This window comes from Variovorax saccharolyticus, from assembly GCF_030316765.1.
In the GTDB taxonomy this organism is placed as follows: Bacteria; Pseudomonadota; Gammaproteobacteria; order Burkholderiales; family Burkholderiaceae_C; genus Variovorax; species Variovorax saccharolyticus.
This window is the reverse complement of sequence record NZ_JASZYT010000011.1, coordinates 136634-160750: the sequence shown is the minus strand read 5'-3', so window position 1 is coordinate 160750 and position 24117 is coordinate 136634. Positions and strand designations below refer to the sequence as shown.

At 70.1% G+C, this 24117-nt stretch carries 26 protein-coding genes; 17 read left to right on the top strand and 9 right to left on the bottom strand.

The genetic code is table 11. The features are described from left to right. Window positions 1-47: 47 nt before the first annotated feature. The 9 genes from QTI45_RS29015 (at window position 48) to QTI45_RS28975 (ending at window position 9157) form a co-directional block, all read left to right on the top strand. Window positions 48-512 (top strand): 4-hydroxylaminobenzoate lyase, encoded by a 465-nt coding sequence (locus tag QTI45_RS29015; RefSeq protein ID WP_286656812.1) that lies wholly within the window; start codon window positions 48-50, stop codon window positions 510-512. Then, a complete protein-coding gene (locus QTI45_RS29010; RefSeq protein ID WP_286656811.1) occupies window positions 509-2062 on the top strand; it encodes a 3,4-dehydroadipyl-CoA semialdehyde dehydrogenase in 1554 nt (517 codons plus the stop codon). Before QTI45_RS29015 ends, QTI45_RS29010 begins: the two co-directional genes overlap by 4 nt. Window positions 2063-2102: 40 nt before the next feature. Further along, on the top strand, window positions 2103-3668 hold the full coding sequence (locus QTI45_RS29005; RefSeq protein ID WP_286656810.1) for a benzoate-CoA ligase family protein: 1566 nt from the start codon (window positions 2103-2105) through the stop codon (window positions 3666-3668). Beyond that, on the top strand, window positions 3665-4465 hold the full coding sequence (locus tag QTI45_RS29000) for an alpha/beta fold hydrolase (RefSeq protein WP_286656809.1): 801 nt from the start codon (window positions 3665-3667) through the stop codon (window positions 4463-4465). Before QTI45_RS29005 ends, QTI45_RS29000 begins: the two co-directional genes overlap by 4 nt. A 109-nt stretch (window positions 4466-4574) precedes the next feature. Then, a complete protein-coding gene (locus QTI45_RS28995; protein ID WP_286656808.1) occupies window positions 4575-5741 on the top strand; it encodes an ABC transporter substrate-binding protein in 1167 nt (388 codons plus the stop codon). A 141-nt stretch (window positions 5742-5882) separates the two neighbouring features. Beyond that, window positions 5883-6755: a branched-chain amino acid ABC transporter permease gene (locus tag QTI45_RS28990; RefSeq protein ID WP_286372220.1), complete on the top strand. Its 873-nt coding sequence runs from the start codon at window positions 5883-5885 to the stop codon at window positions 6753-6755. Then, the gene (locus QTI45_RS28985) at window positions 6755-7711 is read left to right on the top strand and encodes a branched-chain amino acid ABC transporter permease (protein WP_286372221.1); all 957 of its coding nucleotides are present in this window, start codon (window positions 6755-6757) and stop codon (window positions 7709-7711) included. Before QTI45_RS28990 ends, QTI45_RS28985 begins: the two co-directional genes overlap by 1 nt. Next, complete coding sequence (locus QTI45_RS28980) at window positions 7708-8454, top strand: ABC transporter ATP-binding protein (RefSeq protein WP_286372222.1); 747 nt, start codon at window positions 7708-7710, stop codon at window positions 8452-8454. The genes QTI45_RS28985 and QTI45_RS28980 overlap by 4 nt, the downstream gene beginning before the upstream one ends. A gap of 1 nt (window position 8455) precedes the next feature. Further along, on the top strand, window positions 8456-9157 hold the full coding sequence (locus QTI45_RS28975; RefSeq protein WP_286656806.1) for an ABC transporter ATP-binding protein: 702 nt from the start codon (window positions 8456-8458) through the stop codon (window positions 9155-9157). A 23-nt stretch (window positions 9158-9180) separates the two neighbouring features. On the opposite strand, the gene QTI45_RS28970 is transcribed toward QTI45_RS28975, so the two are convergent. The 6 genes from QTI45_RS28970 to QTI45_RS28945 all read right to left on the bottom strand — a co-directional run bounded on the left by QTI45_RS28970 (window position 9181) and on the right by QTI45_RS28945 (window position 14767). Next, window positions 9181-9513 (bottom strand): helix-turn-helix domain-containing protein, encoded by a 333-nt coding sequence (locus tag QTI45_RS28970; protein WP_286372224.1) that lies wholly within the window; start codon window positions 9511-9513, stop codon window positions 9181-9183. Further along, on the bottom strand, window positions 9510-9854 hold the full coding sequence (locus QTI45_RS28965; protein WP_286372351.1) for a type II toxin-antitoxin system RelE/ParE family toxin: 345 nt from the start codon (window positions 9852-9854) through the stop codon (window positions 9510-9512). Before QTI45_RS28965 ends, QTI45_RS28970 begins: the two co-directional genes overlap by 4 nt. Window positions 9855-10000: 146 nt before the next feature. Next, entirely contained in the window at window positions 10001-10192 is a 192-nt protein-coding gene (locus tag QTI45_RS28960) for a hypothetical protein (protein ID WP_286372225.1), read from the bottom strand. A gap of 11 nt (window positions 10193-10203) precedes the next feature. After that, a complete protein-coding gene (locus tag QTI45_RS28955) occupies window positions 10204-11538 on the bottom strand; it encodes an efflux transporter outer membrane subunit (RefSeq protein WP_286656805.1) in 1335 nt (444 codons plus the stop codon). Window positions 11539-11558: 20 nt separating this feature from the next. Beyond that, window positions 11559-13541, bottom strand: coding sequence for a MacB family efflux pump subunit (locus QTI45_RS28950; RefSeq protein ID WP_286656804.1), 1983 nt, complete (start codon window positions 13539-13541; stop codon window positions 11559-11561). Then, entirely contained in the window at window positions 13538-14767 is a 1230-nt protein-coding gene (locus QTI45_RS28945) for an efflux RND transporter periplasmic adaptor subunit (protein WP_286656803.1), read from the bottom strand. The genes QTI45_RS28950 and QTI45_RS28945 overlap by 4 nt, the downstream gene beginning before the upstream one ends. A 120-nt stretch (window positions 14768-14887) precedes the next feature. Here QTI45_RS28945 and QTI45_RS28940 point away from each other — a divergent pair, with 120 nt between their 5' ends. The 7 genes from QTI45_RS28940 to QTI45_RS28910 all read left to right on the top strand — a co-directional run bounded on the left by QTI45_RS28940 (window position 14888) and on the right by QTI45_RS28910 (window position 21912). After that, the gene (locus tag QTI45_RS28940) at window positions 14888-15421 is read left to right on the top strand and encodes a sigma-70 family RNA polymerase sigma factor (protein WP_286656802.1); all 534 of its coding nucleotides are present in this window, start codon (window positions 14888-14890) and stop codon (window positions 15419-15421) included. After that, on the top strand, window positions 15414-16364 hold the full coding sequence (locus QTI45_RS28935) for a FecR family protein (protein WP_286656801.1): 951 nt from the start codon (window positions 15414-15416) through the stop codon (window positions 16362-16364). Before QTI45_RS28940 ends, QTI45_RS28935 begins: the two co-directional genes overlap by 8 nt. Before the next feature lie 98 nt (window positions 16365-16462). Further along, complete coding sequence (locus tag QTI45_RS28930) at window positions 16463-18937, top strand: TonB-dependent siderophore receptor (protein ID WP_286656800.1); 2475 nt, start codon at window positions 16463-16465, stop codon at window positions 18935-18937. A gap of 38 nt (window positions 18938-18975) precedes the next feature. After that, window positions 18976-19602 (top strand): DUF4198 domain-containing protein, encoded by a 627-nt coding sequence (locus QTI45_RS28925; RefSeq protein ID WP_286656799.1) that lies wholly within the window; start codon window positions 18976-18978, stop codon window positions 19600-19602. Then, window positions 19599-19937, top strand: coding sequence for a DUF3649 domain-containing protein (locus QTI45_RS28920; protein ID WP_444813320.1), 339 nt, complete (start codon window positions 19599-19601; stop codon window positions 19935-19937). The genes QTI45_RS28925 and QTI45_RS28920 overlap by 4 nt, the downstream gene beginning before the upstream one ends. Continuing rightward, entirely contained in the window at window positions 19934-21556 is a 1623-nt protein-coding gene (locus QTI45_RS28915; protein ID WP_286656798.1) for a PepSY-associated TM helix domain-containing protein, read from the top strand. The genes QTI45_RS28920 and QTI45_RS28915 overlap by 4 nt, the downstream gene beginning before the upstream one ends. 5 nt (window positions 21557-21561) lie before the next feature. Then, window positions 21562-21912 carry a DUF3325 domain-containing protein gene (locus QTI45_RS28910; protein ID WP_286656823.1) on the top strand — a complete coding sequence of 117 codons (351 nt, stop codon included), beginning with the start codon at window positions 21562-21564 and terminating at the stop codon, window positions 21910-21912. Between the two features lie 24 nt (window positions 21913-21936). Here the strand turns inward: QTI45_RS28910 and QTI45_RS28905 are convergent, their stop codons facing one another. Together QTI45_RS28905 and QTI45_RS28900 are read right to left on the bottom strand one after the other, a co-directional pair. Continuing rightward, a complete protein-coding gene (locus tag QTI45_RS28905; RefSeq protein WP_286656797.1) occupies window positions 21937-22569 on the bottom strand; it encodes a class I SAM-dependent methyltransferase in 633 nt (210 codons plus the stop codon). Window positions 22570-22616: 47 nt separating this feature from the next. Further along, complete coding sequence (locus QTI45_RS28900) at window positions 22617-22967, bottom strand: hypothetical protein (RefSeq protein ID WP_286372235.1); 351 nt, start codon at window positions 22965-22967, stop codon at window positions 22617-22619. Between the two features lie 181 nt (window positions 22968-23148). Here QTI45_RS28900 and QTI45_RS28895 point away from each other — a divergent pair, with 181 nt between their 5' ends. Then, a complete protein-coding gene (locus QTI45_RS28895) occupies window positions 23149-23331 on the top strand; it encodes a DUF3606 domain-containing protein (RefSeq protein WP_286372236.1) in 183 nt (60 codons plus the stop codon). A 31-nt stretch (window positions 23332-23362) separates the two neighbouring features. Here the strand turns inward: QTI45_RS28895 and QTI45_RS28890 are convergent, their stop codons facing one another. Continuing rightward, a complete protein-coding gene (locus QTI45_RS28890) occupies window positions 23363-24082 on the bottom strand; it encodes a Crp/Fnr family transcriptional regulator (protein ID WP_286656796.1) in 720 nt (239 codons plus the stop codon). Window positions 24083-24117 lie beyond the last annotated feature (35 nt).

The window sequence follows — 24117 nt, the reverse complement described above, 5'->3', positions numbered from 1 at the left end:
GCACGCAGCCGATTGCCGCAAGTTCAACTCCACGCATGAACACGCCCATGTCCAAAGACAGCTTCCACCAACTCGTTGCGGACCTCACCGACCAGATCGCCGGCCGTCCGCTCGACCAGGACCTAGACCAGTGGCTCAACAGCCAGCACGGCGCCGGCAGCGCCAGCTTCGAAAAGTTCCGGCAGGCCTGCATCGACGGCGTCGCCGAAGGCTGGCTGTGCGACCGCGAAGGCGGCGGCATCCGCTACGGGCGGGTGTTCAAGGCCGAGGACGCGTTGAGCCGATTCTCGGTCGACGTGGTCGACATGCGCGACCTTGCCGGGCCGCACCACACGCATCCCAACGGCGAGATCGATTTGATCATGCCGCTCGAGGGCGACGCGACCTTCGACGGCCGGCCGGCCGGCTGGTGCGTCTACCCGCCCGGCAGCGCCCATCACCCCACCGTCGCCCAAGGCCGCGCGCTGGTCCTTTACCTGCTGCCCGAAGGGCAAATCCAATTCAGCAAATGACCGAACTTCTTCCCAACTACGTCGGCGGCCGCTGGCAGGCCGGCAGCGGCGACGGCACCGCGCTCTTCGACCCGGTGCTCGGCACCGAACTGGCGCGGGTCGACGCCACCGGGCTCGACCTGCCGGGCGCCTTCCGCTTCGCACGCGACACCGGCGGTGCGGCGCTGCGCGCCCTGACCTACCGCCAGCGGGCCGGACTGCTGGCCGCGATCGTGAAGGTGCTGCAGGCCAATCGCGACGTCTATTACGAGATCGCCACCGCGAATGCGGGCACGGTCAAGAACGACTCGGCGGTCGACATCGACGGCGCGATCTTCACGCTCGGCCAGTACGCCAAGTGGGGCGATGCGCTCGGCGACCTGCGCGCGCTGCCCGACGGCGACGCGGTCAAGCTCGGCAAGGAACCGGTCTTCCTGTCGCAGCACCTGCAGGTGCCGACACGCGGCGTGGCGCTGTTCATCAACGCCTTCAACTTCCCGTCCTGGGGCCTCTGGGAAAAGGCCGCGCCGGCGCTGCTCTCGGGCGTGCCGGTGATCGTCAAGCCCGCCACCTCGACCGCCTGGCTGACGCAGCGCATGGTGCGCGACGTGGTCGAGGCCGGCGTGCTGCCGGCCGGCGCCCTGTCGGTGATCTGCGGCAGCTCGGCCGGGCTCATGGACCAGCTCGAAGCCTTCGACGTGGTGTCGTTCACCGGCTCCGCGGAGACCGGCGCGGTGATCCGCTCGCACCCGGCGGTGGCGCAGCGCTCGGCGCGGGTGAACATCGAGGCCGACAGCCTCAACTCGGCCCTGCTGCTGCCCGACGCCACGCCCGGCAGCGAGGCCTTCAACCTGCTGGTGCGCGAGGTGGTGCGCGAGATGACCGTGAAGTCGGGCCAGAAATGCACCGCGATCCGGCGCATCCTGGTCCCCGCCGCGCTCTACGGCGCCGCGGCTGAAGCCATCGGCGCGAAGCTCGCGGGCGTCACGGTCGGCAATCCGCGCAACGAGGGCGTGCGCATGGGCTCGCTGGTGAGCCGTGCGCAGCTGGTCGCAGTGCGCGAGGGGCTGGAAGCACTCAAGACGCAAGCCACCGTGCTGCACGACGGCAGCGCCAAGGCACTGGTCGACGCCGACCCGGCGATCGCGGCCTGCATCGGCCCGGTGCTGCTGGGCGCGCCTGATCCGGATACGGCCGGCCGCGTGCACGACATCGAGGTCTTCGGCCCGGTGGCGACGCTGCTGCCCTACCGCGACCTCGACCACGCGATCGCGCTCGCCCATCGCGGCCAGGGCTCGCTCGTGACCTCGCTGTACGGCGCGGACGATGCGGCACTGGGCCAGGCCGCGGTGCAGCTCGCCGCCAGCCATGGCCGCGTGCACGTGATCTCGCCCGAGGCGGCGCAGGCGCAGACCGGCCACGGCAACGTGATGCCGATGTCGATGCATGGCGGTCCGGGCCGTGCCGGCGGCGGCGCCGAGCTCGGCGGGCTGCGGGCGCTGGACTTCTACCACCGCAGGAGCGCGGTGCAGGCCAGCCCCGCGGTGCTGGCGCAGCTCGGCCTTCAGTGAGCCGAGGCCGCAGACAAGACCGGACCCGAGGAGACACACGATGAACCTGCCCGATACCTTCAACTTCGCCGAGCACCTGTTCGCGCTGAACCGCGGCCGTGCCCCGAAGGCGGCCTATGTCGATGACCGCGGCGCGCTCGGCTACGGCCAGCTCGAGGACCGGTCGCGCCGGCTCGCCGCCGCCCTGCTCGCCAGCGGCATGCAGCGCGAGGACCGCGTGCTGCTGCTGATGCTCGACAGCAGCGACTGGCCGGTCGCCTTCCTCGGCAGCCTTTACGCCGGCGTGGTGCCGGTGGCGGTCAACACGCTGCTCACGGCCGACGACTACGCCTACATGCTCGCCAACAGCGGCGCCACCGCGGCGCTGGTGTCGGGCGCGCTGCTGCTGGTGCTGCAGGAGGCCATCGCGAAGGAAGCGAGCGGATCGACGCTCGTGCGCACCCTGTTCGTCTCGCAGCCCGCGGGGCCCCTGCCCGATGGCGCGCAGAATTTCGACTCGGCGATCTCGGCCAGCGAGCCGCTCCCCGCACCGGCCGCCACCGCGCCGCAGGACCATGCCTTCTGGCTCTACTCCTCGGGCTCCACCGGCAAGCCCAAGGGCACGGTCCACACCCACGGCAACCCGTGGTGGACCGCCGAGCTCTATGGCAAGCCGGTGCTGGGCCTGACCGAAGACGACGTCTGTTTCTCGGCCGCAAAGATGTATTTCGCCTACGGCCTGGGCAATGCGCTGACCTTCCCGCTGTCGGTCGGCGCCACGGTGCTGCTGATGGCCGAGCGGCCGACACCCGATGCCACCTTCAAGCGCTGGACCGGCCAGGCCGGCCTCAAGCCGACGGTCTTCTTCGGCGCCCCGACCGGCTTCGCCGGCATGCTGGCCTCGCCCCGGCTGCCGGCGCGCGAGGCGGTCGCGCTGCGCATGTGCTCCTCGGCCGGCGAGGCCCTGCCGGGCGAGATCGCCCAGCGCTTCAAGGCCCATTTCGGCTGCGAGATCGTCGACGGCATCGGCTCGACCGAGATGCTGCACATCTTCCTGTCGAACCGGCCCGGCGACATCCGCTACGGCACGACCGGCAAGCCGGTCGAAGGCTACGAGATCGAACTGCGCGGCGAGGACGGCCAGCCGGTCGCGGTCGGCGAGGTCGGCGACCTCTACATCAAGGGCCCGAGCACCGCGCTGATGTACTGGGGCAACCCCGAGAAAAGCGCCGAGACCTTCCGCGACGGCTGGACCAAGAGCGGCGACAAGTACTCGCGCGATGCCGACGGCTACTACACCTACGCCGGGCGCAGCGACGACATGCTGAAAGTCAGCGGCATCTACGTCTCGCCCTTCGAGGTCGAAGCCACGCTGATGCAGCACCCGGCCGTGCTCGAGGCCGCGGTGATCGGCAAGGAAGACGCGGACGGCCTGACCAAGACCAAGGCCTACGTGGTGCGAAAGGACGGCCAGGCGGTCGACGAGGACGAGCTCAAGGCCTTCGTCAAGGAGAGGCTGGCGCCCTACAAGTACCCGCGCTTCATCGAGTTCGTCGACGAACTGCCGAAGACCGCCACGGGCAAGATCCAGCGCTTCCGCCTGCGCGAAAGAGAGCAGAAAGCGTGATTTCCCCCTCCGAATTCGCCGCCATCCGCTGGCGGGGCAAGGATGTGCGCGTCGAGTACGCGCTGATCGCCCCCGAGCGCACCGATGCTCCGCTCGTCGTGTTCCTGCACGAAGGCCTCGGCTCGATCTCGATGTGGAAGGATTTCCCCGAGCGCCTGTGCGCGGCCGGGGGCTTTCGCGGCCTGGTGTTCTCGCGCCCCGGCTACGGCCGCTCGACGCCGCGCGACGCCGACGAGACCTGGGACGTGGACTTCATGCACCGACAGGCGCACGAGGTGCTGCCGGCCTTCTTCGAGGCCCTGGGCATCGCCGAGCAGCCCTGGCTGTTCGGCCACAGCGATGGCGGATCGATCGCCCTGCTGTACGCGGCGCGCTTTCCCGACCGCGTGGCCGGACTGGTCGCGATGGCGCCGCACATCCTGGTCGAGGAGGTGACGGTCGCCAACATCGAGCTGGCGCGCCAGGCCTACCTGGAGACCGACCTGCGCCAGAAGCTCGGCCGCTACCACGACGACGTCGACTCCGCCTTCTGGGGCTGGAACCGGATCTGGCTGCATCCGCCGTTCCGGCAATGGTCCATCGAGGACGAGATCGGCGGCATCCGCTGCCCGGTGCTCGCGATCCAGGGGATCGACGACGAGTACGGCACCCTGCGGCAGATCCGCGGCATCGCCGAGCGCGTGCCGCAGACCCGGCTGCTGGAGATCCCGGACTGCGGGCATTCCCCGCATCGCGATCAGCCCGAAACGGCGATAGTGGCGACCGTTTCATTCATCAAGTCAGAGAAGTCCTCTTGACCCGCCGCCCTGCACGCAGGATTAGCCGGGTATGCTGGGGGAAACTCTTACTTGAGTCGTGAATAGTTTAGCAGTAAAGTATTTCCAATCAACCGAAGGAGACCTTCCCATGAGCCACCGCATCGCACGCACCACCCTCACAGCCCTGGCGCTGGCGTGTATCGCCACCCTGGGCCATGCCCAGCAGGGCAAGCTGAAGGTGGGCCTGATGCTGCCGTTCAGCGGCACCTATGCCGCGCTCGGCGTCGCCATCGAGAACGGCTTCAAGCTGCGCATCGAGGAACAGGGCGGCAAGCTCGGCGGCCGCGAGATCGAGTTCGTCAAGGTCGACGACGAGTCCGACCCGGCCAAGGCCACCGACAACGTCAACAAGCTGATCAAGCGCGACAACGTCGACGTGATCATCGGCACCGTGCACTCCGGCGTTGCCATGGCGATGGCCAAGGCGGCCAAGGAAAGCGGCACCGTGCTGATCGTGCCGAACGCCGGCGCCGACGCGGTCACGGGCCCGATGTGCGCGCAGAACATCTTCCGCAGCTCCTTCTCGAACTGGCAGCCGGCCTACGCCATGGGCGAGGTCGCGGGCAAGCAGGGCAAGAAGAAGGCCATGACGATCACCTGGAAGTACGCGGCCGGCGATGAATCCGTGGCCGGCTTCAAGGAAGGCTTCGAGAAGGCCGGCGGCAAGGTCGAGAAGCAGCTCACGGTGCCGTTCCCGAACGTCGAGTTCCAGGCCCTGCTGACCGAGATCGCGGCGGCCAAGCCCGACGTGGTGTATTCCTTCTTCGCCGGCGGCGGCGCGGTCAAGTTCGTCAAGGACTACGCGGCGGCCGGCCTCAACAAGACCATCCCGCTGGTCGGCCCCGGCTTCCTGACCGACGGCACGCTCGAGGCACAGGGCGAAGCCGCCCAGGGCATGCTGACCACGCTGCACTACGCCGACGGCCTCAACACGCCGCGCGACACCGCCTTCCGCACCGCCTACGCCAAGTCCTTCAAGCTGCAGCCCGACGTGTACGCGGTGCAGGGCTACGACGCGGCGCAGATGCTGGCCATCGGCCTGGCCGCGGTCAAGGGCGACATCAGCAAGAAGGCCGAGTTCGCAGGCGCCATCGAGAAAGCGAAGATCGACAGCCCGCGCGGCGCCTTCACGATCAGCAAGTCGCACAACCCGGTGCAGGACGTCTACCTGCGCAAGGTCGAGGGCAACGAGAACAAGATGGTGAACATCGCGGTCAAGGGCCTGGCCGACCCGGCGCGCGGCTGCAAGCTTTAACTCGCCCCCAGGTTGCCCGGCACTTCGTGTCCGGGCGCCCACCCCCTACCGGGGGCAACACCAGCGGCCTGGCAAAGCCAGTTCCGCGGTGTTTCCCGCGAGGGATCCCGGTAGCCAACGACTTCAACCAATAGACTGCCTGTGGACTTCGGTACCTTTCTTGTTCAGTGCCTGAACTCCGTGCAGTACGGATTGCTGCTGTTCCTGGTCGCCTCCGGACTGACGCTGATCTTCGGCATCATGGGCGTGATCAACCTGGCGCACGGCAGCTTCTACATGCTGGGGGCCTACATGGCCTTCGCGCTGTCGCCGCTGTTCGGCGACCAGTTCATCGTGATGCTGGCGGCCGGCGTGGTGCTGGCCGCGGTGTTCGGCTATCTGCTCGAGTGGGCCTTCTTCAGCTACCTCTACCAGCGCGACCACCTGCAGCAGGTGCTCATGACCTACGGGCTGATCCTGGTGTTCGAAGAGCTGCGCTCGCTGCTGGTCGGCAACGACGTGCACGGCGTCAAGGCGCCGCCCTGGCTCGAAGGCAGCTTCGCGCTCGGCGACCTCATGAGCTACCCGTGGTACCGGCTCTTCGCCTCGGCGGCCTGCGTGCTGCTGGCGGTCGGCCTCTACTTCGTGGTCAACCGCACGCGGCTGGGCATGATGATCCGCGCCGGCGCCAGCAACCGCGACATGGTGCGCGGCCTGGGCATCGACATCCGCCGGCTCTACCGCATCGTGTTCGCGGCCGGCGTCGCGCTGGCGGCGCTGGCCGGCATGATCGCGGCGCCGATGTCCTCGGTGTATCCGGGCATGGGTTCGAGCGTGCTGATCATCTGCTTCGTGGTGGTCGTGATCGGCGGCATCGGCTCTATCACGGGCGCGCTGGTCGCGTCGCTGCTGGTCGGCTTCGTCGACACCTTCGGCAAGGTCTTCTTCGCCGAGCTGAGCGGCATGGGCGTCTACGTGCTGATGGCGATCGTCCTGATATGGCGGCCCGAAGGCCTCATGGGACGCAAAGGCTGATGATGAACAAACTGAACCACTGGCTCCCCTTCGCCTGTGCGATCGCGCTGGCGCTGCTCGGCCCGATGCTGAGTCCCTACATGTCGGACCTGGTCGTCAAGGTGATGATCCTGTCGATCTTCGCGCTGAGCCTCGAGCTGCTGGTCGGCATGACCGGCCTCGTGAGCCTGGGCCATGCGGCCTTCTACGGCATCGGGGCCTACGCCACGGTGCTCGGCTCGGGCAAGGAGGGCGGCTCGATCGCGCTGCTGCTGCCGCTGGCCATGGGTTGTGCCGCGGCCTATGCGCTGGCGGTCGGCGCACTGAGCCTGCGCACCCGCGGCGTCTACTTCATCATGGTGACGCTGGCCTTCGCGCAGATGGCCTTCTTCGTCTTCCACGACACCGCCCTGGGCGGAGGCAGCGACGGCATCTACATGTACATCCGCCCGACGCTGGGCGCGCTCGACATGGAGAACCGCTACACGCAGTTCTATTTCGTGCTGGCGGCGCTGGCGGCCACCTACGGCCTGCTGGCGCTGATCCGGCGCTCGCGCTTCGGCGCCGCGCTGGCCGGCATCCGCGTCAACGAACAGCGCATGCGTGCGGCCGGCTTTCCGGTCTACGGCTACAAGCTGGCGGCCTTCGTGATCGCCGGCGCGCTGGCCGGGCTCGCAGGCTTCCTGGTCGCTTCCCGCGACGGCGTGGTCAACCCCGAGCTGCTGGCCTGGCACAACTCGGGCGAGGTGCTGCTGATGATCATCCTCGGCGGCCTCGGCCACCTGCGCGGCGCGGTGATCGGCGCCGTCGCGTTCACGCTGCTGAAGGAGCTGCTCTCGACCCATGCGCTGGTCGGCCCGATGGCCGACCACTGGCAGCTGTCGCTGGGCCTGGCGATCATCGCCTTCGTCGCGCTGCTGCCCAAGGGCATCATCGGCATCACGGCGCGGCTGTCGCCGAAGGGGGCTGCATCGTGAGCACCCTTCTCGCAGTCGAAACACTCACGCGCCGCTTCGGCGGCCTGGTCGCGGTGAATGCCGTGACGCTCGACCTGCGCCGCGGCGAAGTGCACGCGGTGATCGGCACCAACGGCGCCGGCAAGTCGACCTTGATCAACATGCTCTCGGGCGAGATCGATGCCTCGGACGGCCGCATCGCGCTCGATGGCGAGGACATCACGACGCGGGCCCAGTTCCGCCGCGCGCTGGCCGGTGTCGGGCGCAGCTACCAGCGCACCACGATCTTCCCGGAGTTCACGGTGCTCGAAAACTGCCGCCTCGCGGCACAGGCCGCGACGCCGCGGCCGTGGGCGATCTGGCAGTCCTCCAGCCGCTGCGCCGAGAGCAACGCCAGCGCGCGCGAAGCGCTCGCCGCGGCCGGCCTCGACGGCGTGGCCGAGCGCATCGCCGGCACCCTGAGCCATGGTGCCAAGCGCCAGCTCGAAGTCGCGATGTGCCTGGCCACCAAGCCGCGCGTGCTGCTGCTCGACGAGCCGCTGGCCGGCATGGGCGCCGAGGAGACCGAGCGCATGCTGGGCCTGCTCGCGAAGCTCAAGGCCTCGCACGCGATCCTGCTGGTGGAGCACGACATGGACGCGGTGTTCCGCATCGCCGACCGCATCACGGTGATGGTCAACGGCACGGTGATCGCGACCGGCGACCCGGCATCGATCCGCACCAATCCCGACGTGCGCACCGCCTACCTGGGCGAGGACCATTGAGATGCTGAAGATCGAAGCCCTCAACACCTACTACGGCGACAGCCACATCCTGCGCGGCGTCGACGTCGAGCTGCCCGCTGCCACCTCGGTCGGCCTGCTCGGGCGCAACGGCATGGGCAAGACCACGCTGATCCGCTCGCTGATGGGCTACGTGCGCCCGGCCTCCGGCCACGTGAAACTCGACGGCCAGGAGGTCACCGGCTGGACGCCCGAGAAGATGGCGCGGCGCGGCATCGGCTACGTGCCCGAAGGCCGCGGCATCTTCCCGAACCTGTCGGTGCGCGAGAACCTCGTGATGAGCGCACGCGCCGGCATCGACGGCAAGCGCGAGTGGACCTTCGATCGCGTGATGGCGACCTTCCCGCGGCTGACCGAGCGGCTTTCGCACGGCGGCCAGCAGCTGTCGGGCGGCGAGCAGCAGATGCTGTCGATCGGCCGCGCGCTGATGACCAACCCGCGGCTCATGATCCTCGACGAGGCCACCGAAGGCCTGGCACCGCTGATCGTGGCCGAGATCTGGCGCGTGATCGCCGGCATCCGCTCGACCGGCATCGCCACGCTGATCGTCGACCGCGACTGGCGCCGCGTGCTGGCGCACACCGACCGCGCGGTGGTGATGGAAAAAGGCAAGATCGTGCGGCACGGGCCGTCGGCCGAGCTGGTGGCGGAGCCGGCTGTGCTGGAGGAGTTGCTGGGGGTCTGAGCGACTCGACTCGCGGCGCGGGATCAGCCGATGGCCAGCCTCACGGGCTTGCCCACGCGGCTGAGCATTTCGACCAGCGCATCGATGGTGAACTTGGCGACCTTCTTGTTCACCACATCGGACACGCGAGGCCGGGACACCATGAGAATCACGGCGGCCTCCGCCTGCTTCAGGTGGTGCTCGCTGATCCAGGCCGCCAGTGCTTCCATCAGTTGCTGCTTGAGCAGGCGGGTGTCGTTGATCTGTTTGCGCGAGGCCGCTTCGAGGCGCCTGGCCTCCTCGGGCGAGAAGCCAAGCTCCAGAAAAAGGTTGGCCCCTGCCTTCGTGACATGACGGATTTCGGTGTCGATCTTCATTGCTCTGTCTTTCGTGCGCTCACCACAGCGCGATAGCGCGCCGCGGCAATGGCCTTGTCATGCTTGCTCGTTCCCTGGGACTTTTTTTGGAAGCAATGCAGGACATAGACCGCTTCCTCGAACTTGGCGATGTACATCACGCGGTAGATTCCACTCGCATCCCTGATGCGTATTTCCTTGGTGCCCGATCCCACGCCATCGAAGGGCTTCCAATCGGTCGGATCCAACCCGGCCTGCACCTTCCCGAGCTGAAAGCCGGCGTCGCGCCGCGAGTCCAGGGGGAAGGCCAACAAGTCATCGTAAGCCGAGCCAACCCAGCGAATCTCCCTGTCGTCGTTCATCGCCGGAATGTACAAGATTTTATACAAGCGGCCGGACAAGACGGAAGATTCAGAAAGTTCAGAGATCCGAATGGAGGCGTGACCAGCCTAAATCGCAGTGGCCCGACGTCCACGCAACACCTCGTATGCATCGCATTCCGTCGGCTCTACGCGGGCCGGCAGGCCGCGCTGAAGGTCTTGGCGGCGCACTCCGGCCATTGGCGAATCGAGGTTGTTGGCAGCAATGCATCCGGCTTGAATTTCTGGCGCTCGATTGTTCCGGCAGGCACCGCCGTGGTCGAAGACCCCGAGGGTCCGACGTGCTTGCTGAGCTTCGACTCGCCGCCGTAGGCGTTCACTCAGGATCGAGTCACAGGGTGGCGGCGCCCAGCCCCCACCCGCCCCCCAGCGCCTTGTACAAGCCCACCGACGCCTCCAGCCGCGCCAGCTGCAGCTGGGAGCCGGCATCGAGCGCCGCATACAGCGTGCGCTGGGCATCGAGCAGGGTCAGCAGCGTCTCGGCACCGGCGCGGTAGCGCGACTCGGCGATCGCGAGCGCCTGGCGCGCCTGCTTCTGCACCTCGGCCTGGGCCACGCGCTCGGCGTCCAGGCTGGCCAGCGCCTGCAGGGCCGCCTGTGCATCGGCAAAGGCGGCCACGATGCTCGAGCGGTAGCCGGCCAGCAGTTCCTCGCGCCGCGCGACTGCCAGGTCGCGCCCCGCCGCCAGCTTGCCTGCATCGAAGATCGGCGCCGCCAGGCCGGCGGCCAGCGTGTAGAGCGGCGACTCGAACAGGTCTCGCCAGCGGCCGCCGCCGGTTCCGATGCCCGCCGACAGCGACAGGCTCGGCAGCATCGCGGCGCGGGCGACCTCGATGTCGGCATCGGCCGCCGCCAGCCGCGCCTCGGCACGCGCGACGTCGGGCCGGCGCGCCAGCAGGTCCGATGGCAGGCCGGCATCGAAGGGCGGCACCCGCAGCTCGTCGAGCGTGCCCGCCACCGGCGGTGTCGCCGCCTGCCGGCCCAGCCAGACCGCCAGCAGCACGCGGCTGTCGGCGGCCTCGCGCTGCAGCGCCAGCAGCACGCGCCGCTGCGTGGCGACGATGCCGCGCTGCTGCGCGAGTTCCAGCGGTGTCGCGGCGCCGGCGCGCTGGCGGGCCTCGACCAGGCCGAGCAGGCGCTCGGCATCGGCCAGGTTGAGTTCGGCGATCGCCACCCGGTCGCGCAGTCCGACCGTGCGCAGCCAGGCCGACGCGGTCCCGGCGCCGACCGCCAGCCGCACCGCGTCGCGGTCGAAGGTGCTGGCACGGAGGTCGGCCTTCGCGCTCTCGCGCAGGCCCCGCTGGCCGCCCCAGAGGTCGACCTCGTAGCGCGTCACCAGGGTCGCCGCATGGGCGTTGCCGGCGACCGGGGCATCGCCGCTCCAGCGCCCTTCGCGGCTGGCGCCGACCGCCAGCGAGACGCTCGGCCACAGGTTCGCATCGGCGCCGCGGACCAGCGCCTCGGCCTGCTGCAGCCGCGCGCCGGCCGCCGCGACGTCGAGGTTCTGCGCCTGCGCTTCCTCGACCCGCGCGCGCAGATCGGCGCTGCCGAAGGCGTTCCACCAGGCCGCGTGCACGGGCAGCGCAGGAGCCGGTTCGGGGACCGCGGGCGCGGCGGCGCAGGCGGCCAGCGCCAGCAGCAGGGGGATCGTCAGGATGCGCAGCAAGTGATTCGTCCTTCTTCTCTTCATTCGCTCGACAGCGCGACCACCGGATCGAGTCCGGCGGCCTGCCGCGCCGGCATGAAGCCGAACACCAGTCCGGTGGCCGTGGCGCACAGGAAGGCGCCGGCGATCGCGCGCAGCGAGAAGATCACCGGCACGCCCGCGGCGATCAGCACGCCGCCGACCGCCAGCCCGATCACCACGCCGGCGCTGCCGCCGACCACCGAGACCAGCACGGCTTCGGTCAGGAACTGCCGCAGGATGTCCTTGCGGCGGGCGCCGGTCGCCATCCGGATGCCGATCTCGCGGGTGCGCTCGCGCACCGTCATCAGCATCACGTTCATCACGCCGATGCCGCCGACCAGCAGCGAGACTGCGGCGATCAGGCCCAGCAGCAGGGTCATCGTGTCCTCGGTCTTCGCCTTCGCCGCGATCGCGGCGGCGGCGTTGCCGATGCGGTAGTCGCGGATGCCATGGCGTTCGAACATCACGGCATCGACCGCCTTCTCGGCAGCATCGACACTGGCTCCCTCGCGCACCGTCATCGCGGTGTAGGTGGGCTCGCGCTGGCCGAACACCTTCACGCCCGCGGTCGCGAAAGGCATCAGCAGCAGGTCGTCGTAGCTCTGGTCGCCGGCGGCCGCGCCCTTCTCGGCCATCACGCCGATCACCTGGAAGGGCACGTTCTCGATCAGGATGCGGCGGCCCACCGGGTTCGGATGGTCCGGCAGCAGGTCGCGCGCGAGCTTGTGGCCGAGCACCGCCACGGCGGCCAGGTCGCGGTCGTCCTCGGCGCTGAAGAAGCCGCCCAGGCGCACCGGCCAGTTCTGCACCTCGGGCATCGCGGCGCCGGTGCCGCGCACATAGGTCTGCAGGTCCTTCTCGCCGAAGCGGACCACCTTGTTGCCGGTCACGTTGGGCAGCACCTCGGCCAGCTGCGGCAGCTCGGCCACGGCCTGCAGGTCGGCCAGCGTGACGCTGCGCCCGGGGATGCGCGAGCTGGCGCCGACCGAACTCATGTAGAGCAGGTTGGCGCCGAAAGCGCTGGCCTGCGCCACCACCTGCTGGCGCGTGCCGAGGCCGACCGCCAGCATCACGATGACCGAGGCGACGCCGATCACGATGCCCAGCAGCGTGAGGCTGGTGCGGAAGCGGTTGATCCACATCACGCGCCAGGCGGCGCGGCAGGCGTCCGCGAGCTCGGTGGCCAGCGAAGGCCCGTGGTGCTCGCGCCCGCGCCCGGCGCCGGAGCGCGGCGGCCGGTCCATGGCCGCCGCGGCCGGCGGGCCGGCGCGGCCGGAGTCGGCGACGACCTGGCCGTCGCGGATCTCGATCACGCGGCGGGCCGCTGCGGCGACCTCGCGGTCGTGCGTGATGACGATCACCGTGTGGCCGGCGTCGGCCAGTTCCTCGAGCAGCGCCATCACCTCGGCGCCGCTGCGGGAGTCGAGCGCGCCGGTCGGCTCGTCGGCCAGGATCACGCGGCCGCCGTTCATGAGGGCGCGCGCGATCGACACCCGCTGCTGCTGGCCGCCCGACAGCTGGTGCGGACGGTGGTCGAGGCGGTCGCCGAGCCCGAGCCGCTCGAGCAGGGCGCGCGACCGCGCATGGCGCTCGGCCTCGGGCAGGCCGGCATAGATCGCCGGCACTTCGACGTTCTCCTGCGCCGACTCGGTGACGATCAGGTGGTAGCCCTGGAAGACGAAGCCGAAGGCTTCGCGCCGCAGCCAGGCCAGTGCGTCGGCGTCCAGCGTGGCGACATCCTGGCCGGCGAAAAGATAGCGTCCGTCGCTCGGCCGGTCGAGGCAGCCGAGCAGGTGCATCAGCGTCGACTTGCCGGAGCCCGAAGCGCCGACGATGGCCACGAACTCGCCGGCCTCGATGGTGAGCGAGACGCCGCGCAGCACCTCCACCGCCGGCGCGCCGCCGCGGCCGCCGTAGCGCTTGCGCAGGTTCTCGAGCGCGATCAGCGGCGGGGCCGCCGCCGCTTCGCCGGCGCCGCTCAAAACTGGAATCTCCGCACGCCGCTGCCCGCGCTGCGCTCGGCAGTGACCAGCCGGTCGCCCTCGGCGAGGCCTTCGAGCACCTCGGCCGTGAGCCGGTCGCGCACGCCGATGCGCAGTTCGCGCGGCTGCGGCCGGCCGTCGGCGTCCAGTACCCGCGCCTTGTACCGGCCGGGCTGGCCGCTCACGGGCTGCAGGGCCGGCAGCGGCGCAGTGAGCACGCCGCGGGCCGCGGCCGTCACGAAAGACACCTGTGCCGTCATCTGCGGCATCAGCTCGCCGTCGGCGTTCGCGACGTCGAACAGCACCGTGTAGAGCACCACCTTGCTGGTGGTCGGCGCCAGCGCGGTGCCGGCCGCCTTGCCCTCGGGCTGCTGCGGCGCGGGCAGCACCTGGCGCACCGTGCCGCTCCAGCGCCGCTTGGCCTGGCCCGGCGTGCCGCCGAGCGTCGTGAAGTGCACCGGCATGCCGGCGCGCACCCGGCGCACCTCGGCTTCGGACACCTCGGTCCAGACGGTCATCGTCGACAGGTCGGCGATGCGCAGCACGTTGGGCGTCTGGTAGGCGGCGTTGAGCGTCTGGCCTTCGCGGGCGTCGAGCGACACCACGGTGCCGGCCATCGGCGCGTCGATGCGGGTGTAGCCGAGCTGGGCCAGGTTGCCCTGGAGGGTCGACTGCGCCTGGTCGATCTGCGCCTTGAGGTGGTCGATGCGGGCCGCGGTGGAGGCCCTCTCGGCCTCGGCCACCTGCACGTCCTCGTCGCGGGTGGCGCCGTCGCGCGCCATCTGCAACTGGCGCGCATGCTGGTGCTGCGCCAGCCGGTGGCGGGCCTGCTGGTCGGCCAGCTGCGCCTTCAGGCCGGCGAGCGCGGCCCGGCTGGCGTCGACGGTGGCCTGCTGCACCGTCGGGTCGATCTCGGCCAGCTTCTGGCCCTGCTCGACCACGTCGCCGGCGCGCACGTAAAGGCGCCGCACCTGCCCGGAGACCTGGGCGCCCACATCGACGTAGCGGCGCGGCTGCAGGGTGCCGATCGCATCGACAGTGGCCTCGATGTCGCCGCGCCCGAGGGTCACGGTGTCGAAGCCGCCGTCCGCATCGCGGTTCGCGGCCCACAGTCCCGCCGCACCCAGCAGCGCGAGCAGCGCCAGCAGGCCGGTGCGGCGCAGGCGGGCAGCGCGGCTTCGGCCGCGGCCCGCGGTTCCGGGGGGCAAGGATTCGGGTGAGCTCATGCAGGGATGACGCACGAGCCCGGGATTCGGGTAGCCCGGGCGGCTGCACGGACGGAAGCAATCCATATAATGCGAATCGTTATCAATTGCATTCATAGAAACCCGCCCGGAAAGCTGACCGTGTCCCCGCACCACCAGGAATTCCATGATCTCTACGTGGCCCACCACGGCTGGCTGCGCGGCTGGCTGCGAGGCCGGCTGCGCTGCAGCTTCACGGCCGCCGACCTGACGCAGGACACTTTCATCAACCTGATGGAGCAGCCGGCGCCCCCGGTGCTGCGCCAGCCGCGCGCTTTCCTGCAGGTCGTGGCCAGCCGGCTGATGATCAACCGCTACCGCCGCATGACGATCGAGGCCGAGGTGCTGCGCACGATCGGCTGGATGGCCGAGCAGGACCAGGCGGCCAGTGCCGAGGACCAGGCCTCGACCCGCCAGCTGCTCGGGCAGGTGCTGGCGATGCTGGCCAACGAGCTCGACGTGAAGAGCCGCACGGCCTTCCTGATGGCGCGGGTCGACGGCAACTCGTACCGCGAGATCGCCGCCCACCTGGGCGTCTCGGAGACCCGCGTCAAGCAGTACCTGGCCAAGGTGCTGCTGCACTTCCACACCCGCATGGCGAGCGCCTCGGCCGCGCCGGCACCCAGCCATGAGTGACGCGGCCCTGGCGCCGCCGAGCATCGAGGAGCAGGCGGCGCTGTGGGTGGTCACGCTCGATGAAGATCCGGCCGACCAGGCGGCCCGCACCGCCTGCGCGCAATGGTGTGCCGAGGACCCGCGGCACGCACGGGCGCTGGAGACGATGCGCCGCATGTGGCAGTCGGTCACGCCGCAGACGCCAGTGCCGGCGCCGGAGCGGCGGCCCACGCGCAGGCGCGCCTCCCGCCATGCGCTCGGCCTGCTGGTGGTGCTGCCCTGCCTGCTGTGGCTGGGCAGCGCCCTGCCCTGGCGCATCTGGCTGGCCGACGAGCGCAGCGCGGTCGGCGAGGTGCGGCAGATCACGCTGGCCGATGGCAGCCTGGTCACGCTCAACAGCGACAGCGCGATCGACATCGACCTGTCGGGCGACAAGCGCCGGCTGCGGCTGCGCCGCGGCGAGGTCTATGTCGAGGTGGCGAAGGGCAGTGCGCCTTTCGTCGTCATTGACCGCGACGGCTCGGCGCGCGCGCTCGGCACGCGCTACGCGGTGCGGCGCGATGCCGAGGACACGCTGGTCACCGTGACCGAATCGCGCGTGCTCGTGCGCCCGCGCGCGGCACCCGAGCAGGCCACCGAAGTGGCCGCGGGCGAGCAGGTCCGCTTCGACCGCAACGGCATCACGCAGTCCACCCGCTCGGTGGCACCGGGTGCCCTGGCGTGGCGGCAGGGCCGGGTCGTGTTCCAGGATGCGCCGGTGGCCGAGGTGCTGCGCGAACTGGCACGCTACCGGCCCGGCCTGCTGCTGGCCGACGACCAGGCGCTGGCCGGTCTTCGCTTCACCGGCGTGCTGCCGGCGCGCCAGAGCGACGAGGCGCTGGCGCTGCTGGCGGCGGCGCTGCCGATCGAGGTGTCGCGGCTCTCGCCCTGGCTGGTTCGCGTGTCGGCCCCGGCCGCGCGCTAGCACGCGTTGGAAAAATCTTCGACTGGCCCTACCCGAATCCGCGAGCCGATTGTCATTGGTGGTGAGAAGGAGTTCACCCAAATGACAGGAAGCCGGAAATGAATCAAAGCAAGAAGCTCGGCCGCCGAGCCGGTCCGTGCCATCGCCTCTCGGCGTTCGCGCTCGCGCTGGGCCTGGCCGCAGGCGGCGCATGGGCCCAGACGTCCGCCGCGGACGCAGGCCAGGCGATCGAATGGCACCAGCCTGCGCAGCCGCTCGGCAGCGCGCTCACCGCGCTGGCGGTCCACACCGGCCTGCTGGTCGGGGTCGACGCCGACGTGGTGCGCGGCAAGCAGGCGCCCGCGATCGAGGGCCGCTACACGCCGCGCCAGGCGCTCTTGATGCTGCTGGAAGGCAGCGGGCTCGAAGCGGCGCGCGGCGCCTCCGGCGGCTATACCGTGCGCACCGCCACGCCGCGGCCGCGCGCCGAGACGGCGAGCGAAGCGCCCGCATCGGGCGGCTCGCTCGACACCGTCACCGTGACCGCCGGACGCGACACGGTCACCGAAGGCACCGGCTCCTTCACCACCGATGCGCCGATCGGCACCGCCACCGGCCTGCCCCTGACGCTGCGCGAGACGCCGCAGTCGGTCACGATCATCACGCGCCAGCGCATGGAGGACCAGAGCATCCGCCAGGTCAGCGACGTGCTGCGCAACACCACCGGCCTGAGCTTCGTGCAGAGCGGCAACGCCGGCACGGACGCCAACTCGGTCTATTCGCGCGGCTTCCAGGTCGAGAACTACCAGATCGACGGCATCCCGCAGCTGGGCAGCTGGCTGACGCAGACCGGCGACCTGGCGCCCTACGACCGCGTTGAGATCGTGCGCGGCGCCACCGGCCTCATGAATGGCGTGGGCACGCCGGCGGCGACCATCAACCTGGTGCGCAAACGGCCGACGCAGCAGTTCCAGGCCAACGTGTCGCTGAGCGCGGGTTCGTGGAACTACCTGCGCGGCGAGGTCGACATCGGCGGTGCGCTCAACGAGGCCGGCACGGTGCGCGGCCGCATCGTCGCGGCGGTGCAGGACAACGAGTCCTGGATCGACCGCTACAAGGAGAAGAAGCAAGTCTTCTACGGCATCGTCGAGGCCGACCTCACGCCCGCCACCCGGCTCACCGCCGGCCTGGACCTGCAGCAGCACGACAACGACGCGTCGGCGCGCAGCGGCCTGCCGCTGTTCTTCAGCGACGGCTCGCTCGCCAACTACGACCGCTCGGCCAGCGCGGCGGCGAGCTGGGCGCACTCCTACCAGGACCAGCGCCAGTTCTTCGTCGCGCTCGACCACCGCTTCGACAACGGCTGGACCGCGCATGCGGCCTTCAACCAGTCGCGGCGCGGCTACGACGACGTGATCGGCTATGCCGCGCGCGGCTATGTCAACCGCACGACCGGCACCGGCCTGTCGCTGTGGCCCAACCGCTGGAAGTCGGAGCCGGTGCAGAACGCGGCCGACTTTCATGCCACCGGGCCGTTCGAGCTGTTCGGCCGCAAGCACGAGCTGGTGGTCGGCTACAACATCTCGCGCACCGTCGACGAGCCGCCGAGCTTCACCAACTGGAACATCCCGGGCTACAACGCCGCGATCCCGAACTTCTACCTCTGGAACGGCAGCTATCCGGCCGAGGCCTTCAATCCCCAGACCGGCACCAACGAGACCGCGACCAACCAGTCGGGCCTCTATGCCACCACCCGGCTGCGGCCCACCGACGCGCTGTCGGTGATCCTCGGCGCCCGCGTCAGCGACTGGAGCGAAAAGACGCGCCGCATCCCCTACACGGGCCGCGCCACCTTCAGCTCGCGCAGCGAGAACGGCGTGGTCACGCCCTATGCCGGCCTGGTGTACGACCTGGGCGACCACTGGTCGGTCTACACCAGCTACACCGACATCTTCAGGCCGCAGACCAACAAGGACCTGAGCGGCAACAACCTCGAGCCGCTCGAAGGCATCGCCTACGAGGCCGGCGTCAAGGGCTCGTTCTACAACGACCAGCTGAACGTCAGCGCGGCGGTGTTCCAGATCGACCAGGACAACCTGCCGGTGCTGATCCCGAACCAGTTCGCGCCCGACGGCTCGGCGGCCTACCGCGCGGCGCAGGGCACCCAGTCGCGCGGCTACGAGCTCGAAGCGGCCGGCGAGGTGATGAGCGGCTGGCAGATCGGCACCGGCTTCTCGCGCAGCGTGGCGCGCGACGCCGCGGGGGTGCGGCTCAACACGCAGGTGCCCAACAACCTGTTCAAGCTGTTCACCACCTACCGCATCGCCAGCATCGGCAACGGCCTGACCGTGGGCGGTGGCGTCAACTGGCAGAACGAGACATACAGCAGCAACCTCGGGCCGCTCGGCAACGCGCGCTTCACGCAATCCAGCTACGCCACGGTCGACCTGATGGCCCGCTACCAGGTCAACAAGAGCATGTCGATCGCGGTGGCGCTCAACAACGTCTTCGACAAGACCTACTACACGAGCACCACCAGCAGCTTCTACGGCGCACCGCGCAACTTCATGGTCACGCTGCGCGGCAGCTTCTGAGTGGCCGCATCCCCTCCCTCCTTTCAAGGAACACGCCCATGACTCTCAAGAAAACCCTGCTCACGTTGGCGCTGGCGCTGTCCGGCGCGGCCCATGCCCACTTCGTCTGGCTCGAGCCCGCCGCGGGCGGCGAGGCCAAGGCCTACTTCGGCGAATGGGCCGACGACCTGCGCGAGACCGAGGCCGGCCATCTCAAGCTGGTGAGCGCGCCGCGCGGCATCGGCGCCGACGGCAAGGAGCTGCCGGCAACCCGGCACAACGATCACTTCTCGGTCAAGGCCGATGCCAGTGGCGATGCGCGCCTGGTCGGCGGCTATGTCAGCGACAAGGGTGTGGTGAGCCTCTACCAGGCCCGCACCGGCCGCACCGAGACCACGGCCCGCCACGCGCTGGAGCTGGTGCCGCAGGCGCCCGGCAGCAACAGCTTCTCGCTGCTGCTCAACGGCAAGCCGCTGGCGAAGACCAAGGTCGTCGTCTTCGGACCGCCGAAGTGGGAGAAGAGCTTCTACAGCGACGACACCGGCAAGCTCACGCTGCAGACGCCCTGGCCCGGCCAGTACGTGGCCGAGGTGTCGCACCTCGACAAGGAAGCGACCGGCACCTGGGACGGCAAGCCCTACACCCAGACCCGCCACGTCGCGACCCTGAGCTTCATCGCCAAGTGACGAACGACGCGGCGCCGATCCGTCGCCACCGCTGGCTGTCGCACGGCAGCGAAGGCCTGCTCGTGCGGCTGGCGGTGGCTTCGCGCGCGCTCGCCGCGATCGGCGGCGGCTATGCCGTCGCCGCCCTCTCGGCCGCGGTGCTCGCGCTCTGGCTGCCGCTCGAGCGGGTGGAAGCGACACTGGCCGCCACACTGGCTTCCTTCGTGATCCATGTCTGCGCCGTGATGTGGGTCTTCGCGGCGCGCAGCGCATGGCGGGCCTGGCTGGGCCTGGCCGTGCCGGCCGCGCTGCTGGGCGTGCTGCTGCTGGCGCGCCAGGCGGGGAGCCAGGCATGAAGGAAGGCTTTCGCCAGTCGATGGCGTGGCTGCACACCTGGTCGGGCCTCTTGGTCGGCTGGGTGCTGTTTCTGGTGTTCACGGCCGGCACCGCCGCCTACTACCGCGACGAGATCACCTTCTGGATGAAGCCCGAGCTGCACCAGGCGCTCGGCCAGCCGGTGCCGCAGGCGCAGGCGCTCGCGCACGCGGTGGACCTGCTGCAGCGGCGCGCCCCCGACAGTTCGCGCTGGTTCATCACGCTGCCGACCGCGCGCGAACCCACCGTCCGCATGTTCTGGAGCGGCCCGCCGCAGCCGCCGGCCGCGCCCGGCGAAAAGCGCCGGCGCCAGCGCTTCGAGAACGCCGAACTCGACCCCGCCAGCGGCCAGGCCGCGAGCGCCGCGCGCGCCACGCGGGGCGGCGAGTTCATCTACCGGCTGCACTTCGACCTGCACTACATGCCCGCGATCTGGGCCCGCTGGATCGTCGGCTTCTGTGCCATGTTCATGCTGGTGGCGATCGTGAGCGGCATCGTCACGCACAAGCGGATCTTCAAGGACTTCTTCACCTTCCGGCCGAAGAAGGGGCAGCGCAGCTGGCTCGACGCCCACAACGCCACCGCGGTACTGGCGCTGCCCTACCACCTGATGATCACCTACACCGGGCTGGTCACGCTGATGTTCATGTACATGCCCTGGGGACCGCAGGCCGCCTACAAGGACCGCGGCGGCATCGACAGCTTCTTCGCCGAGGTCTTCCCCTCGGGCGGGCCGCGCGACGCCAAGGCCTCCGGCCAGCGGGCGGCGCTCGCACCGCTGGCGCCGATGCTGGCGCAGGCCAGCGCGCACTGGGACGGCGCAGCGGCCGGGCGGGTGGTGGTCAACCACCCGAACGATGCCGCCGCCACCGTGAGCATCTCGCGCCAGGAAGGCCGCAGCATGTCGCAGAACCAGCCCTCGATGCTGTTCGACGGCGTGACCGGCACGCTGCTGTCGACCGCCGGCGACCAGACTGGGCCCGCCGCCGAGACCCGCGGCGTGCTGTATGGCCTGCACATCGCGCGCTTCTCGAATCCGCTGCTGCGCGCGCTGTTCTTCCTCTCGGGCCTGGCCGGCTGCCTGATGGTCGCGACCGGCCTCCTGCTGTGGGCCGTGAAGGAAAGGCAGAAATACGCCAAGGTCGTGAAGCACGGCGGCCGCATCGGCTTCGGCCTGCGGCTGGTGGATGGGCTCAACCTCGGCACCCTCGCGGGCGTGCCGATCGCCTTCGGCGCCTACTTCTGGGCCAACCGGCTGCTGCCGGTGGGCATCGACGAACGCGCCGCGGCCGAGATCCGCTGGTTCTTCATCGCCTGGGGCGTGGCCGCGCTGGCCGGCCTGGCGCGGCCGACGCGCCGGATGTGGCAGCTGCAGCTGGGCGTCGGCGCGCTGCTGTTCGCGGCGATTCCGCTGCTCAATGCACTGACCACCCGCACCCACCTCGGCGTCTCGCTGCGCGAAGGACTGTGGAGCGTGGCCGGCTTCGACCTGGTGTCGCTCGCCCTGGGGTTGGCGCTGGCGGCGGCGGCGCTGCTGGCCGGCAAGCCGCGGCCCAGGGCGAAGGCCGCGGCTGCGGGCAACGCGGGGCTGGCCTCGTGAGCGCCATGTGGCTGGTGCTTTCGGCCGGCGCGGGAGCGCTGGGCGGCTTCCTGTCGCTTTGCCTGGCCATGGACCGGCACCACGAGGACGCCTACGGCCGCGGCACGACACCCGGCCGACGCAGGCCATGGCTGCGCGCTGCAGGCGCAGCCATGCTCGTGCTCTCGTTGGGCGCCAGCCTCGGCCTGCAAGGCCCGACCCGGGGCTGGGTGCTGTGGTTCGGCATGCTCACCGCGGCGGCGCTCGCGGCCGCCGGCATCGCGAGCTACGCGCCGCGGCGGGCCGCGCGCATCGGCATGGCTGCGGCGCTGCTGGCCGTGGCCTGCCTGGCGCCTGGCCTGCTGATCGCGGCCTGAGCGGCGGGCGGTTCGCCTCGCAGCTCAAGCGACCGGCTTGCGCCAGACGCTCGCCAGCCAGGGCTGCTGCTCGATCGGCTTGCCGGGCGGCCGGTAGTAATGGGTCAGCTCGGAGAACCCGGCGGCCGCCAGGTACCGGCGCCAGGCCTCGAGGTCGAGGAAGCTGCCGTAGCGGGCGCCGTTCCAGCCCTCCTCCCCGTTGCCACGCGGGTTCGAGCTGAACAGCACGCCGCCCGGCTTCAGCGCCGCATGAAGCTCCCCGAGCACGCGCGCCAGTTCCTGGGTCGGCACGTGAAACAGCGATGCGTTCGCGAACACGCCGTCGAAGCGGCCGGCCGGCAAGTCCAGCTTGAGGAAATCCTGCTGCAGGACCTCGCACCCGCTGTGCGCCCGCGCCATCGCGGCGAAGCGCCCGGACCCTTCGAGGCCTGTCGCGACGTGCCCGAGCCGGCTGAACGCCTTCAGGTCCCGTCCGGGCCCGCAGCCGAAATCCAGGATCGCGTACGGCGGAGCCGCCTCGATATGCCCGAGCAGCGCGGCGATGTTCTGGCTGACGTCGTGATCGCGCGTGCCTTCCCAGAAGGCCTCCGCGCTCTGGTCGTAGTGCTGGAGCGTGACGGCAGCGATGCGCTCGAGGTCTTCGGATGACAGGGGCATGGCCGCATCCTCGCAGATCCCCGCGGGGCTTGCGTGGCCGCGGTGCCTCAGGCCAGCGGGGGCGGCAGGCTGCGGCCGGGCTGCGCCGACGCCTGCGCGGCAGCTTGCAGTTCCGGCACCAGGGTCAGGAGCCGGCGCGTGAGCCAGTACAGGTTCGAGGGATCGATCGGGTTGGGCAGCCTGAGGGTGTTGATCAGCCGCTGCGGACGGTTCCCCAGCGGCAGCGCGGTCAGCGGCTCGAGCACCGCCGCGAGCTGGTTTCGCACGCGTTCGTCCACCAGGTCATGCTCGTCGAGGCTGCGCCAGATCGCCAGCACCGCGCGTTCGCACAACTCGGCATCGGATGGCGGCGCCATCGCCTCGTCGTGGTCCAGCGAGCCCAGGGGCATCGCAGGCATGCCCCGAGTTGCTTCGCGTCCGAGTTGTCTTCCTGAAGGCATAGGCGGCCTCCTTCATGCCGGACACGATACGCCGCAGCGAAGCGAAGGGCAATGGTCTGCACCCAGCCCTCCCCGACCGCCTTGCGGAGCGCTTCGCACGCGCCTATAAAGAACCGGCTACACAGCCCGAGGAGGCCGTATGCCTGATGACCTGAGCAATTTCAAGCCGCTGGATCCAGGTCGGATCCTCGAGGACGACGCTTTGGAGATGCAGTACTGGTGCAAGGAGCTTCGATGCACCGACGCGAAGCTGCGCGAGACCATTTCGAAGGTCGGCAATCACGTGGCGGCAGTGCGCGAACAGCTCGCGTCGCGCGGCTGATTCGCGGCCGGGACGCCAGGCGCCGCCACCCTCAGATCTGGTCCACGAAGCGCCGCAGGCCCTCCAGGTCCACCACCGTGATGCCGCCGTATTCGATCTGCAGCAGGCCGGCCGCACGCAGGCGGTTCAGGGCCGCGTTGCAGCGCTGCCGCGACAGCCCCGACAGGTTGGCGATTTCTTCCTGGGAAGTCTCCAGATGGGCCTGGCCGAGCGGATGCAGCCACGGGTGGAACAGCCCGGCGATGGCCCGCGCCACCTGGCTGTCGGCATCGAGCAGCCGCTGCGCCGCATAGTTGCCCATGAACCAGTGCAGCCGCTCGTTGATCTGCACCAGCAGGAAATGGTTGAAGCTCATCTGCGTGCGGTGCAGCCATTCGAAGGTCTCGATCGGCAGCACCGCCACCCGGCTGTCGCGCAGCGCGATGATGTCGGCCGAGCGCGGCACGGCGCGCAGCAGGGTGCCCTCGCCGAACCAGCTGCCCACCGACAGGCCGCCGAAGGTCACCGAGCGGCCGTCGTCCGAGGTGATCGACCACTTGAGCAGGCCTTCGAGCGTGCCGTACCAGTGCAGCGGGGTCTCGCCGCGCCGGCACAGCGCGGCGCCGGCGGCCACCTGCTCCTCGCGCATCTCGTCCAGCACGCGGGCCTGGGCCTCGGGGTCGAGCTGGTCGTACCAGCCCGAGAGCTCCAGCAGCCCCGGGATGGAAAGCGACAGGGCATCGTGTTGGCTGCGGGCCGGCTTGTTGTGCATGAAGTGTGCGCCTCGTAAACCCTGAGCCCAAATGT